The following is a 13,410-nucleotide window of genomic DNA, read 5'->3' on the forward strand; positions in this document are numbered from 1 at the left end:
GGGAGGGTAAGCGCAAGCCGGCAAGCCTGCCTATACGGACCTTAGCCGGGAAAGTATACGCGGAAAGTCGACCCGCGCCCTGGCTCACTATCGACTTCCACCCGGCCGCCGACGTTTTCGACCATGCGCTTCACCATGAACAGGCCGACGCCCGAGCCCTCGACGTGGGCGTGGAAGCGACGAAACATGGTGAACAGTTCGGCCTGCTTGCCCGGCTCCAGGCCCAGCCCGTTGTCCTGCACTTCCAGCACGGTGTAGGCTCCTGCTGGCCGGCAGCGCACCAACACGTGCGGGACCCGGTCGGGGTGGCGGTACTTCAGGGCGTTGGTGAGCAGGTTGTAGACCACCGAGCGCAGGTTCTTCACTGAAAACGACACGTGCGGGCAGTCCGCTACGTCCACCTCCACCTGGGCCTGCGCTTCCTCCAGCAGGGGGAGCAGGTCCTGGCGCACGTCCTCCACGACGGCCTGCAATTCTACCTCGGTTACGGGCGACGCGTGCTCTTTCTGCAGCTTGGTTACATCGCTCAAATGCTCCAGCGTCCGCTGAAACCGCTCCACGGAGGTGTGCATCATGCCCAGAACCGGCTGGAGTTCTGCTGCCAGGGTAGGGTGAGCCCCCAGGTGGTCCTGTAACAGGTGCAGCAGGCCCTCAATGTTGGTAATCGGCGTTTTGAGGTCGTGCGAGGCCGTGTAGATAAAGCTGTCCAGGTCCACGTTGGTGCGCCGCAGCTGCTCGTTGCTGACTTGCAGCTCCGCATTCAGCGCCTGGGCCTCGTCGCGGGCCGTGCGCAGCCTGCTGGCCAGGCGCTGCAAGGCCAACTCGCCCTGCTTCTGCTCGTGAATGTCGAAGACCGTACCCACAAAGCCTTCGAACAGACCACTGCGGCTGAAGCGCGGCAACCCCGTGTCGATGGCCCAGCGGTAGCGGCCGTCGTGGCGGCGCTGGCGGTAGAGCAGACTAAACGGGGCCTGGTGCTCGGACGCGTGCTGGAACGTGATACGGGTCGCCTCCCGGTCGTCGGGGTGCAGGGCCTCCAGCCAGCCCAGGCCCAGGCCTTCGGCTTCGGTTTGGCCGGTGTACTCATACCACTGGCGGTTCAGGTACTGGCACTGGCCGGCGGCATCTGTGAGCCAGATCATAGCCGGCACGTTGTCGGCCATCTGGCGCAGGTACTGCTCGTTGCGCTCCACCACGCGGCGGGCTCGCACCTGGTCGGTGACTTCGTGGGCAAACACCAGAATGCCATCTACCTCGCCTTCCGCGTTGCGGCGGGCCTGGTAAGTGAAGGTCCAGAAGATTTCTTCCAGCGGCCCGCCCGCCGTGCGCGCCAGCTGCAGGGGCAACTCCTGGAACACAGCTGTTTCGCCGGTGTGGTAGACCTGCTCCAGCACCTCGTCGATGAAGGTGCCTGCCACTTCCGGCAAGGCCTCGCGCAGGGGCTTGCCCCGCAGCTCCCGACCGGGAAAAATACGCTGGTAAGCCGGGTTGACGAGCTGGTAGATGAAATCCGGCCCGTCGAGAATGACAATGGGGGCCGGAGCTTCCAGAAACAATTGGTGCAGTAGCTGCCGCTGCCGCTCGGCCTCTTGCCGCGCTTCTACCAGGGACGTCACGTCGCTGACCACAGCGTAGGCCCCCAGCACCTGCCCCTCGACGATGTCGGGGACGTAGCTGGCCCGCACGTACTTGCTACCGCCGTGGGGGTAGGTAAGGCGCGTTTCGAAATCCAGCGTCTCTCCCGCCAGGGCCCGCTTGATATAGGGGTGCAAAGACTGGTAGGCGGCCTCCCCCAGTACGGCCCGGAGGGGCTGGCCCAGCAACTCGTGCGCCGGACGCTGCAGCCAGCCTTCGTAGGCCTGATTCACGAACTGGTAGGTTTCTGCCTGGTCAACGTAGCTGATGAGCACGGGCAGCGCGTCGGTAACGAGCCGCAGCTGGCGGGCTGCCGCTTCGCTGGCCCTGCGGGCGCGCACCTGTTCCGTCACCTCAAACGCAAAGACGATGACCCCGTCGATGCGCCCGTCTTCGGCGTAGTAGGCCTGCTGAATGTAGTGGAAGTAGCGCTCCTCCAGCTCGCCGGTGTCGGGGCGGGTTAATGGCACGCGCATGTTTAACTCCTGGTGGGTGATGCCGGTGGTGTACACCTGCCGGAAAGTGCGGTACACGTCGTGGTCCGCAATTTCGGGTAGTGCCTGCAGCAGGGGCCGTCCCAGCAGCTCGCGGCCGGGAAACAGGTGCTGGTACCCGGCGTTGACCAGTTCGTAGACGAGCTGCTCGCCGCGCAGGATGCAAATGGCGGCGGGCGCCTGCAGAAACAGGCGCTCCAGGTGCGCCCGTTGCCGCTCGGCCTCCGCGCGGGCCTGCTGTAGTTGCTGGGTGCGCTGCTGCACGCGGTGCTCTAGCTCCTGATTGAGCTCTTGCAGCTGCAAATGGGTGCGCTGTAGCTCGGCATTGCTGGTAAGCAGTTCCTCGTTCGTGACCTGAAGTTCTTCGTTGGCGGCAGCCAGTTCCTCGTTGACCGCGTTGAGTTGGTCGTAGAGGTGCTGCACCTGCCGGCGGGCCACCACCTGCTCCGTAATGTCATAGGCAAAAATGGTGACGCCTGTAATGAGCCCCCCTGCGTCACGGATGGCCTGGTAGATGAAATTAAAGTACACCGGTTCGGGCTGGCCGGTGTTCGCACGGTCAATGGAGGCCAGCTGCTCATTGCCGTAGTAGGTTTCGCCGGTGCGGTACACGCCTTCTAACAAGTCGTAAAACGGCTGCCCGGCCAGATCCGGCCAGGCCTGCCGCAAGGGCAAGCCCAGCAACTGCCGCTCCCCGACCAGTTGCTGGTAGGGTGGGTTAACGAGGGTAAAGACCAGCTCCGGGCCTTCCAGCGTGGCAATGCAGGCCGGCGCCTGCTGGAACAGGCGGTGCAGGTGCTGTCGGGTTGCCTCGCTGGCCGCGCGGGCCTGGGCCAGCGCCTGGGTCGTGGCGGCCAGCTGCTGCGCAGTGGTCAGCTCCCCGTGCTCCTGCCCTCCCTCGGGTTGTTCCCCAGCCCCTGGCTCCCCGGCTTCGGTAAAATTCACTACTAACAGCTCCCCACTACGGCGGGCCGTCAGCAGCAGGGGCTGCCGGCGTTCCGCCAGCCAGTCAGTGGCGGGATAGTTGTCGACTATCTCTCCTTCAAATGCCCGCTGGTACACAGCCAGTGCACCGCTGGCCGTTGCCTGGGGAAATAAGGTCTGATGGGTCTGGGTAGGACGCGCCGGCAGCCCCAGCAGGTGTTGAGCCGCGGGGTTCAGGTACTGGTAGACAAAGTCCACCGGCGTGGCGGAGCCCGGCGTCAGGACAGGACGCAGCAAGGCCAAACCGGTGGACGCCACCTCAAGAACGGCTTGCAGCAGCTCGTCCGAAGCGGAATAGGCAGAGGCAGAAGAAGTCACAGGCAGAAGACAAACGGGCGAAAAGTACCGTGCATATACGAGACGTCCTATTCTGGTAGGAGTACACAAGAAATAGAGAAGGCAATTACCTTTTGAGCAGTGCCATCTCCGTTATGGACGGGCATCTGGTAGAAGAGGTTCATCCCCGTTCGGTATCCTGCACCACTAACCGGTTACGGATGCTCACTCAGGTGGTGCAGCCGGCCCTTGTCAACGGGTTCCACTACGTACAACGCGTACTGGCCCCTACCAGCCCTCTCTGAGCAGGTCTGTCAGCACCTTTTCTGGCCAGGGTACCGGTACTGCCTGTATCTATTGCAGTGGGGTGCGGCTGATGAGTGGCAGCCTCAACGCCGCCTCGGGCGTTTCCGCCACGTAGAACCCCAGCACTCGCGCATCGGGGGGTAGGAAGACCCAACCGCCGAGCTGGTCTTTCAGTGCGTAGTACATCGAGTGGAGATTCTCGGGCTCTGCCTCTACCAGGCGTGTGGCCCCCAGGACGCGGTGACTGGTGAAGTCGTTCAGCCACTGGGTGGTTCAGACACAACCTCTATCCAGAAGTGACTCGGTAGCAACAGCTTGCCAAAGTTCTGAGAGGTTCAAGTAGGCGCAGGTATAGGCGGTACACTCCGTGCCGGCAAGTCTTTTTAAGAAGCTAGTTCACCAGAAATAGATACCGCGCGGACGCCTGCTTCTGCAAGCGGGGAAGTACCACCCGCTTAAGCAAATGCAACCCCCTCAATCCTGCCTGGGCTTTTCGTACGGTTGAAACCGAACAGTTCAGTTGCCGTTTACCCCACGCAGCACTGAGCGCCTACGCGGCAGACAACAACTTACTGGGCCTACCCCCGTGTCCGCTCTTGCTGCGTTGGCTACCTTCGCGTATACTGGTCTGGTGAACTGGTGGGCCGGGTTGTCGGTGCCGCTGGTGTGTTCCCTCTTGCTTTTACTTTCTTACGCTCTGTGGCGTCCATTGACCATCCCCTGGAGGTTTTCTTTGACCTAGTGCCGACCGGCGCGGCCCTGTATGCCCCTCGCTACGACGAGCAGGGCGAGCTGGTCGATTTCTGCTTCGTGCGCCTGAATCCGGCGGGCCAGCGCCTGCTGGGCCTGCCGGCGCACCCGACCCAGACCTTTCGCGAGTTGTACCCTCACAGTGTACCGACGGGTATTTTTGGTCAGTACCGCGCGGCCTACCTAACGGGGCAGGCCACAACCTACGACGTGCCCTATGAGGGCGACGGCATCGACACCTTCTTTCGGCTGGTGGCCCAGCGCAGCGGCGACTTGCTGGTGGTCAATTTTACTGACTTGGCTGATTTGCCTCGCTCGGCGGTGGAGCAGTCCTTGCGCGAGAGCCGGGCCCGCGAGCAGGCCGCCCGCGCCGAGGCCGAGGCCCAGCGCCAGCGCTTCCACGATGTGCTCCTGCAACTGCCGGCTAGCATCGCCACGTACCGCGGCCCGGACTTGGTGTACGATTTGGTGACGCCGGGCTACCAGCAGCTGTTCCGCGACCGGCGTTTGCAGGGCCGGCCCATTCGGGAGGCCTTGCCCGAGTTGCAGGGGCAGGGCATCATCGAGCAGTTAGAGCGCGTGTACCAGACCGGTGAGGCACACCACGCGCTGGAGCAGGAAACGTGGGTGGACGTAACCGACACGGGCCACCCCGAACAGCGCTACTACAACGTGTCATTCCAGGCCTTGCGCGATGCCCAAGGCCGCATTGACGGCGTATTTAACTTCGCCTACGACGTAACCGCGCAGGTGCTGAACCGGCGCCAGCTGCAGCAGCTCAACCAGGAGCTGGAAATACAGGTGCGGCAGCGTACGAGCGAGGTGCTGGCCAACGAGGCCCACCTCGCGGCCGTGTTCGAGGCCCTGCCGCTCGGCGTTGGCGTGATGGATGCCCGTGGCCACCTGACCCTGGCCAACGGCCGGATGCAGCAGTACCTGCCCACTGGCGTGGTGCCCTCGCGCGAGGCCACCCAGTCTTCCCGCTGGCGCGCCTTTCACCCGGACGGGCGCCCGCTCCAACCGGAGGAATTCCCTGGCGCCCGCGCCTTGCGGGGCGAGAAGGTCGTGCCCGGCACCGAGATGCTCTACACGCAAGCGGACGGCTCCTCCGTCTGGACCCAGGTCATTGCCGTGCCACTCGCCAACCCCGCCGGCCGCATCGCCGGGCACGTCACCGTCATCCTCGACGTGGACGCACAGAAGCGCACCGAGGAGGCCCTGCGCCGGTCGGAGGAGCAGTTCCGCCTCTTCGTGACCACCAGCACGGATACGCTCTACAAGATGAGCCCGGACTGGGAGCACATGCTCACACTCGACGGCCGCAATTTCCTGGCTGATACAACTGATCCGACCGCCACTTGGCTGCGGCAGTATATTCCGCCGGCAGATCAAGCGCTGGTGCAGCACGCCATTGCGGCGGCCATCGCCAGCAAAGGGTTATTTCACCTGGAACACCGCGTGTTTCGCGCCGACGGCTCCGTGGGCTGGACGCTCTCGCGCGCCGTGCCGGTGCTCGACGCGCAGGGCCAGATAACGGAATGGTTCGGCGCGGCCGCCGACATCACGGCCCGTAAGCAGGCCGAAGAAGCCCTGCGGCAGAGCGAGGCGCGGCTGCAACGGGCCCTGACCATCGACACGGTGGGTGTGCTCTTTTTTGACCTGGACGGGTGCGTGCACGATGGCAACGCTGCGTTCCAGCGCATGAGCGGCTACGCCCCGACCGCGCTGGCCAGCGGGCAGGTGTCCCTGGACACGTTGTCCACCCCGGCGTTTCTGCCCGCTACCCATCAAGCCCTACAGCAGTTGCGCGCGGTCGGGGAAAGCATCCCGTTTGAGAAACAGTATCAGCGCCCGGACGGGTCGTTGTGGTGGGGACTCTCCGCCAGTAAGCGCCTAAGCGAGACGGAATGCGTCAAGTTCGTGCTCGACATCACGAAGGCCAAAGAAGTGGAGCAGGACCTGCGCGCCTCCCAGCAGCAGCTGGAGGCCTTCAACGCCCAGCTGCTGCGCCTGAACACGGACCTGGACACGTTCATCTACACGGCCTCGCACGATCTGAAGGCCCCCATCACCAACATCGAGGGGCTGATCCACGCCCTGCAGGCCCAGCTCCCCGCCCCCGTGCAGCACACCTACGACGTGGGGCCGCTGCTGGGCATGATGCAGGAGTCGGTGGCGCGGTTCCAGCGCACGATCGAGCAGCTGAGCGACGTGATCAAGCTGCAGAAGCAGCACGCCGAGCCCGTGGCCGAGGTGCTGCTGCTGCCGGTGCTCGAGGACGTGCGGCGCGACCTGCGCCCGGTGCTGGCCGCGGCCGGGGCGCAGGTGCTGCTGGAGGTAGGGCCGACTGCGCGCGTGTGCTTTTCGGCCAAGAACCTGCGCTCGGTGGTCTACAACCTGCTCAGCAACGCGGTGAAATACCGCCACCCGGCCCGCGCCCCGCAGGTGCGCATCAGCTGCCAGGCGCAGCAGGGCTACACGCTGCTGCGGGTGCAGGACAACGGGCTGGGCATTGAGGCGGGGAAGCACGCCGACCTGTTCCAGTTGTTTCGGCGCCTGCACAGCCACGTGCCGGGCACGGGCATTGGCTTGTACATGGTCAAGCGCATGGTTGACAACGCCGGGGGCCTGATCGAGGTGGAAAGCGAGGTGGGCGTCGGCTCCTGCTTTACCGTGTACTTTCCCGCCTGAGATTCGCCCCCGCCAACCCAGCTGTTTCTTGGCGATGGAGAAACTTGACAAGTGCACCTCCCGGACGCGCAGCAGGAAGTAGCTCGTTTCGGGGCCGCGCTAGTGAAGCTGCAGCGGTGTCGTTGCAAAGCCGTGGAAAAGCTAGACTATCTGGGTGGAGCCTATTTGCAAGCCGTTTCAAAGGCGCTGGCTTGGGCCGGAAAGCTACCAGAACTAGCCGAGGCTGCGGCCAGCTTGCGAAGCGCCGGCCGCAGCTTGCAGGAAGCACAGCGCAGTACGGAGCTATCAACCGAGGCCGCTGGTCGGGTAGAGGAAGGTCCTGAGCAATGAGCAGAAAGCATTCGTGAGTTCCGCACCGCTATCAGCTGAATCGACAGTTAGCACGAACTTGTAACGGGCCACCAGGTTATACCTATAGTCCCCGTGAGAGGCTACGCCACTGGCGCATTGCTGCTCAAAAAATCAGACGTTAATTCTGAATCCATAGGTACCAAAAACGGATGAAGGCTACCCTACTTTGCACGGCCGTACTGGCTGCTTTCACGGTTCAGGCGCAGGCCCAAACTACGCCTACTGCAGCCACTCCACGCGCGGCTGCCGACCAGATTGCTACCAAGCAAGGGCCGCTTACGGTGCAGCCCATCACGCACGGCAGCGTGGTCTTTACCTGGAACGGCAAGACCATTTACGTAGACCCCTACGGTGGGGCCGGGGCCTATGCTGGCTTAGCCGAGCCGGATATGATTCTCATTACCGACATCCACGGTGACCACCTGGACCCCAAAACGCTGGAGGGCCTTGCCTTAGGCAAAGCCGTAATGGTAGTACCGAAAGCGGTGGCGGAGAAGCTACCTGCTGAATACAAAGCGCAGGTCCGTATCCTCAGCAACGGGCATCGGCTTGACACCTTGGGGTTGAGCGTATCAGCCATTCCCATGTACAATCTGCCCGAAGCGCCCGGCGCGATGCACCCTAGGGGCCGCGGCAATGGCTACGTACTGAACTTGGGCGGCAAAAACGTATACCTATCGGGCGACACGGAAGATATTCCCGAAATGCGCGCCCTGAAGGGCATTGATGTGGCCTTCGTGTGCATGAATCTGCCTTACACCATGGACGTGCAGCAGGCTGTGCAGGGCGTGCTGGCTTTCAAGCCGGGCATCGTGTACCCCTACCACTATCGGGGCCAAAATGGCTTGAGCGACGTGGCCGCCTTTCGGAAAATCGTGAATGCAGCCAACAAAAAAATTGACGTGCGGCTGCGCAACTGGTACCCGGCGGCCCAGTAAGCGAGGAGCAAAGGCTGACGGCTGGCGGATGAAAAGAGGTAGTTGAGGCGCTTACGTAGCACTGCCAATTATTTCCTTGGCTGCCAAGAAGAACAACGAGCTACAATTTCTGCAGGAGCAACCGGAGGCGACGGAGCTGCTTCTCTGCGCCACCTGCTGACAGCAAAGGCTGCACGCCCACCTGGAGGTGCTGGAGCGGTATGCCCCTGCAACCGAGTTAGTGATGGAGTGTACTGCTTGTAGCATCCAGCACACATGGATGCAGTTAGAAACACCCAAGTAAGGCTTTCTACAGGAGCTTACTGCCAACGTAATAGCACTCTGCTAAGTGACTCTCTATTAGCGCAGACCCTGCATTTTTAGGAAAAGCCCCCCCGGATTTTTAGTTGCTTTGATTTTATCAGTCTTCAACTTATAAACGAAAGCAAACAAGGCATCCACGTGCTTGGCCGACTGCAGAATCTCCTGTATCAGCTTAAGTTCGGCAATACCCAAGGTTTCTAAGTGCTTGCGCGCCAGCTGCAGCTTGGCATCGTCGGCTTCCAGCTCAAAAGGAATAGGAAGCTGCTGGGGTATCTGGGTGCTGACGTAGAACTTGATGCTTTGGTAGGAGCGGCCTTTCTTGAGCAACTCGTACTTGATGTGCAAGTCAGTGTGCTCGTTGATCTGGTTGGTAGCTACGTCGAGTACGTACTTCTGCAGGGCTGAAATCTGGGCGTATTGTTCCGGCTCCTTGCCCGTAGGATCTTTGAGCTTAAGCATGGCCTTGAACTCATCCAGGGAGTAGGTCTTGGTTTCCCCAATGTCCTTCCACTGTGAGGCGAGTTGGTAAATGCGCTTAGCGTACTTGCTCGACAAGCTGAACGCGGCCTGCAGCCGATAAGAAGTGAAGTTGCTTTTCAAGTCAATCAGAAAGGGCCGCATACGCTCAGATATCTCCAACTCAATAGTGCCCTCGCCCTTGCGGTACAGCGCTGAAGCGAGCAGGCTTACCTGTAGTAAGGTCTGGCCGTTCTCGATGTGGTAGACTCGGCTGTTAAGGTTCTCGGTTGATTCCAGCAACTGCTTGTAGTTCCAAGTGCGGCCAGTCATCTCCATCAGCTCCTGCACCCGGATTTCGTAGATGGTGCCGGCCTTATCCTGCTTGGTAAGCTTAGAGAGCAGCGAGAACACAATGTCCATTTCGCAGGCACTCATCTCATAGCGAGCTGTCGTCAGCGCGTTGTGTTGCCTGATTTCTATCGGGACGTTGGGTTCGGGCGCCGCCATAGCTGCTCTTTATAGTGGGGGTGTAAAACAAACATACATCTTAAAGCGGAAAGTAATAGAGACGATTCTGGCTTCTATCAGCAAGGGAAACGCTCGTCTTCGCACCGACTTATAAAACCTATTAGTTAGCTCGGCGCGAGGTTTCCCTGAGACTTATAAAAGCTATTAGTTTAGACTTATAAAACCTATTAGTTCGAGCACGGGGGAAGTAGGCAGGAGCATAGGGGTCAGCCCAGCAGACTTATAAAATCTATTAGTTGGCCTACAGACGAAAAACTAATAGATGATTTTCACAAGGCTATTAATCAGCTTATAAAACCTATTACTTCGGCTTATAAAACCTATTAGTTAGCTTATAAAACCTATTAGTTAGCTTATAAAACCTATTAGTTAGCTTATAAAACCTATTAGCAAACCTACTTAAACAACTGGTAAGTAGATAGTTGTGAGCCCTGCAAATACCTTAAATACTATAAATACTCACAAATTTGTTGAAGCTGAAGTACAAAAGCTCTTAAAGTGGTTGGTTAGGGCAAAACCCGAACGAAAACAACAAAAACGGGAGTTTAAACAAGCACAAGAAGGGATTGTACTTTTTATATAATATTTTACCTTTTTCTACTATCTGAGCTTCTATGGATGTACTCAGAATACTTGAAAAAGCAACGAAAGCGCTACTAATAGCTTTTATAAGTCTTCCGCAAGGGTTTACTTCTGTTGAACAAGCAAGCCTAAAGTGTCTGATTTAGTGATAATGGGCACACAGATTACCTTAACAGGAGTTTGCAGGCTTATAAAATATATTTTCTAGCAAGAGGCAAACTTGCAGTCCAGCTTAAGTCAAAGCGAAGTAATAGGTTTTATAAGTTAGAAAAGGCTAGTAGCCGTGCGGATTCACCAACGTTGTCTTCACTGATACCACTCCACCTGCAGGGCGCCTCCCAAGATGACAGCCTTGCCGGCCTTCTTGTGAACAATCTCGCAAGAGTAAGAACTCTGTCGTGTAGCTAAAGGTAGGCCACGGACAACAGCATATTGCCACTGCGCGAAGCTAGGCAGCGTGATTTTCACCGCAGCCGGGAGCAGATGTACCACGAAGCGCCGACTGTCGAGTTTCTCGCCTGTCTGGACCGGGCGCTGACCACGGCCGGGTCCCCGTAGGTGCTGGCGAAGGCCCGCTTCTGGCAACGCCACCAGCACGCCCCTGTCGGGTGCCAGTGCTAACTGTTCACGCGTCTGCCCACCGGCTTTGAGGAAAAGCTAACCTGATCCAAATGGGCGCGCGTGGCAGACTGCTTGCAGGATACGGCTGCCTGCAACCTAGCGGGCTGGCGGACAAAGGTATTCTGACAGAAGACTCCGGAGGGTAGTGTTAGTGTTGAGGTTACGTATTGAAAATCAATATATTAAATCGAACAAAATAACGCGTTTCCCGTCTTTACATAAGCCTCCGATATGCAAAGGCTTTCAAGTCGCTGCTTCCGGTGCGAAAAACCCCCTTTACTACCTGTCCTTACCAGCTATGAAACAGATTCTCCTCTCTCTGGCCCTGCTTACCGGCGCTACTGCCGTTCAGGCCCAATCTACCAACGGAAGCGGCACCCGTTTCGGCCTCAAAGTGGGCGTGGTGGCCGCCTCGCTGGCCGGCGACGACAAAGACTTCCAGGGTGATGTGCAAAATAGGTTTGGATTTCAGGCCGGCATCACAACCACGACGAGCCTGGGCGTGGGCGGACTATTCGAGCTGCACCCCGAACTGCTGTATTCCCAGCGGGGCTACCAGATTGAGGATGTCTCCAAAACCACATTTCACAATCTCGATGTGCCGCTCTTGGCCCGCCTAAACGCCGCCGGTTTTGTGGTAGAGGTCGGCCCGCAAGTAGGCTACCTGTTCGCGCGGAAGACGAAGTTTGACGATTCAGCCATGGGCGATATCACCAACCGGGGCCAGCTCAACAAGCTCCAGTTCGGCTACATCGTGGGTGTGGGCTACCAGCTGGAGAGTGGTCCCAATGTGGGCGTCCGCTACAACCGCAGCATTACCAAACTCTACGACGGCGACGCCGCCCTGCCCGGAGGCAATAAGATATACAACTCGGTGTTTCAATTTCAGCTAGGCTTTGCCTTCCCCGGCAATAAATAAGTCGTGTCGCCTCCATACAGCAAGGCTATGCATGGTGGAAATGGCCTTGTTGTATCGCTGACGTGGTGCACGTGAGCAGACTTTACACTTCGCCAACGTCAGTGCCTTCTCCTTTATCTACGGTACGGGTGCTGCTTGGCCTTGGCGTGGCCTAGCAAACAGTGGGGGAGCCTAGCCGGGTAGCTTTGCGTGTAGCACAGGATGCCGAAGGTAGTAGAGGCCAATAGACAGGTGGACTTTCTGCTTGTAGTTACGGTTTGTACCATTTCCGAATCCTACTCCTACCCTTCCGCAGAAGGTGGAAACGGTCTTAGCTTACTGAATGTCTGCTAACCACCCGCTTGCTACGTATCTGACTCGGCCATTCCTGCCACTTGGGTACAGGAGTTGTTGCTTTGGCGTAGCACGTACCCAGCCGCCGTGGGTGGACAACTGTGGAACTGCCTGGCGGTAGGATGGCCAGCCGCCCGCAATGGCTACGGCATGGCTTTGCGGAATCTGGTTGGGTACAAGTAGTTCGAAGCAGGCCACTACTTCCTGCTTGCCTGGCCCGCCAGTGGCAATAAGCAGCCCAAACCTTCGGCCCGGGCTCCTATGGGTGTAACGAAACGCGTTACTGCGTCGGCCCGGTATCCGCCTTCGCTACCAGCATGGCCTGCACAGGCGGGGCCACTGCCGAGAGCAGGTCTAGGCCGGTGGCGGCCTCAATGGCGTCCACCCTGGTGCGGTACTGGCCCCGGGTGAAGCTCACACTGTTTTCATTGGGGGTATCGATGACGGTAAAGCAGTACCGCTCCTGGGGATCTGTACAGCGGGTTATCTGCAGCGGATACTTGACCAGGGCATTCTTTCAACCCCTAGTTGAAGGGATGCCCTAGTCAAGTATTGAAAGTAGAACGGATCCATGTAGTATGCTTCCTTACAGGAAGTACTTCTGATAGAAGATGCACAAGCCTTGAAGAACTTGTGTTCTATCCTGTACCCCCGTCTCCAAAATCATTGCTAACCTGACTCTAATGAGCGTTGACCAGATTGATACGATTGACTTTATAAGTACGTCTCCCGAGCTGGAGGTGGTGCTCACCATCTCGGACCATCTTTCCTGGGGCGAGGCCGACCACCTCTCCTTATTGGAAAACAAACTCAATACGTATCTGCAGTTCATCGAAAGCGAGCAACTGCTTGAGGCATACCCAGAAGCAAAAGGCCGCCCGGTGGTCATACAACTCATGGTGCAATCCGAACCTCCCCAGGATGCTTTTACTTTCCTACTCCAAGCCCAGAAAGTGATTACAAACGGTGGCATTAGATTTTACTGGCAGGTGATCAGCGAATAGTTAATGGCTCTTTTTACGGAACGGGCACCAGTAGATCGGCACCGAGAGTGCATGTGCCTATCAGAACCGTACGAGTTTAAGAAATGACCCGCAGAGATGAGTTTCGTAGACTCGGACCCAAACACCACTATAATGCCAAGCAAACAGGACTTTATCCGGAGTAGGCATCTCTATAACGTCCCTCTTCGATCTTGAGAAAGTTGATAAACATAATTGTTGTTATAAACGCACTCTTA

At 58.6% G+C, this 13,410-nt stretch carries 8 protein-coding genes; 4 read left to right on the forward strand and 4 right to left on the reverse strand.

What is annotated here, in order from left to right:
- Positions 1–41 precede the first annotated feature (41 nt).
- Together K3G63_RS21775 and K3G63_RS23115 are read right to left on the reverse strand one after the other, a co-directional pair.
- Positions 42–3,431, reverse strand: a complete 3,390-nt coding sequence (locus tag K3G63_RS21775; RefSeq protein WP_220616264.1) for a PAS domain-containing protein — start codon at positions 3,429–3,431, stop codon at positions 42–44.
- Positions 3,432–3,743: 312 nt separating this feature from the next.
- Positions 3,744–3,956 carry a DUF6577 family protein gene (locus tag K3G63_RS23115; RefSeq protein WP_310794621.1) on the reverse strand — a complete coding sequence of 71 codons (213 nt, stop codon included), beginning with the start codon at positions 3,954–3,956 and terminating at the stop codon, positions 3,744–3,746.
- 438 nt (positions 3,957–4,394) lie between these two features.
- On the opposite strand from K3G63_RS23115, the gene K3G63_RS21785 reads away from it, so the two are divergent.
- Positions 4,395–7,136 carry a PAS domain-containing sensor histidine kinase gene (locus K3G63_RS21785; protein WP_220616266.1) on the forward strand — a complete coding sequence of 914 codons (2,742 nt, stop codon included), beginning with the start codon at positions 4,395–4,397 and terminating at the stop codon, positions 7,134–7,136.
- 500 nt (positions 7,137–7,636) lie between these two features.
- Complete coding sequence (locus K3G63_RS21790; protein WP_220616267.1) at positions 7,637–8,425, forward strand: MBL fold metallo-hydrolase; 789 nt, start codon at positions 7,637–7,639, stop codon at positions 8,423–8,425.
- Positions 8,426–8,764: 339 nt separating this feature from the next.
- Here the strand turns inward: K3G63_RS21790 and K3G63_RS21795 are convergent, their stop codons facing one another.
- A complete protein-coding gene (locus tag K3G63_RS21795; RefSeq protein WP_220616268.1) occupies positions 8,765–9,694 on the reverse strand; it encodes a replication initiation protein in 930 nt (309 codons plus the stop codon).
- A gap of 1,522 nt (positions 9,695–11,216) precedes the next feature.
- Here K3G63_RS21795 and K3G63_RS21800 point away from each other — a divergent pair.
- Positions 11,217–11,837 (forward strand): porin family protein, encoded by a 621-nt coding sequence (locus tag K3G63_RS21800; RefSeq protein ID WP_220616269.1) that lies wholly within the window; start codon positions 11,217–11,219, stop codon positions 11,835–11,837.
- A gap of 613 nt (positions 11,838–12,450) precedes the next feature.
- Here K3G63_RS21800 and K3G63_RS21805 read toward each other — a convergent pair.
- Complete coding sequence (locus K3G63_RS21805; RefSeq protein ID WP_220616270.1) at positions 12,451–12,588, reverse strand: hypothetical protein; 138 nt, start codon at positions 12,586–12,588, stop codon at positions 12,451–12,453.
- Positions 12,589–12,853: 265 nt separating this feature from the next.
- Between K3G63_RS21805 and K3G63_RS21810 the strand changes: the two genes are divergently transcribed.
- Positions 12,854–13,174 carry a DUF6572 domain-containing protein gene (locus tag K3G63_RS21810; RefSeq protein WP_220616271.1) on the forward strand — a complete coding sequence of 107 codons (321 nt, stop codon included), beginning with the start codon at positions 12,854–12,856 and terminating at the stop codon, positions 13,172–13,174.
- Positions 13,175–13,410 lie beyond the last annotated feature (236 nt).

This window comes from Hymenobacter sp. HSC-4F20 (assembly GCF_019599275.1).
Lineage (GTDB): Bacteria > Bacteroidota > Bacteroidia > Cytophagales > Hymenobacteraceae > Hymenobacter.

Coding starts and splice junctions, on each gene's coding strand:
- K3G63_RS21790 (WP_220616267.1), top strand. CDS start 7,637: ATGAAGGCTACCCTACTTTGCACGGCCGTACTGGCTGCTTTCACGGTT.
- K3G63_RS21795 (WP_220616268.1), bottom strand. CDS start 9,694: ATGGCGGCGCCCGAACCCAACGTCCCGATAGAAATCAGGCAACACAAC.
- K3G63_RS21800 (WP_220616269.1), top strand. CDS start 11,217: ATGAAACAGATTCTCCTCTCTCTGGCCCTGCTTACCGGCGCTACTGCC.
- K3G63_RS21810 (WP_220616271.1), top strand. CDS start 12,854: ATGAGCGTTGACCAGATTGATACGATTGACTTTATAAGTACGTCTCCC.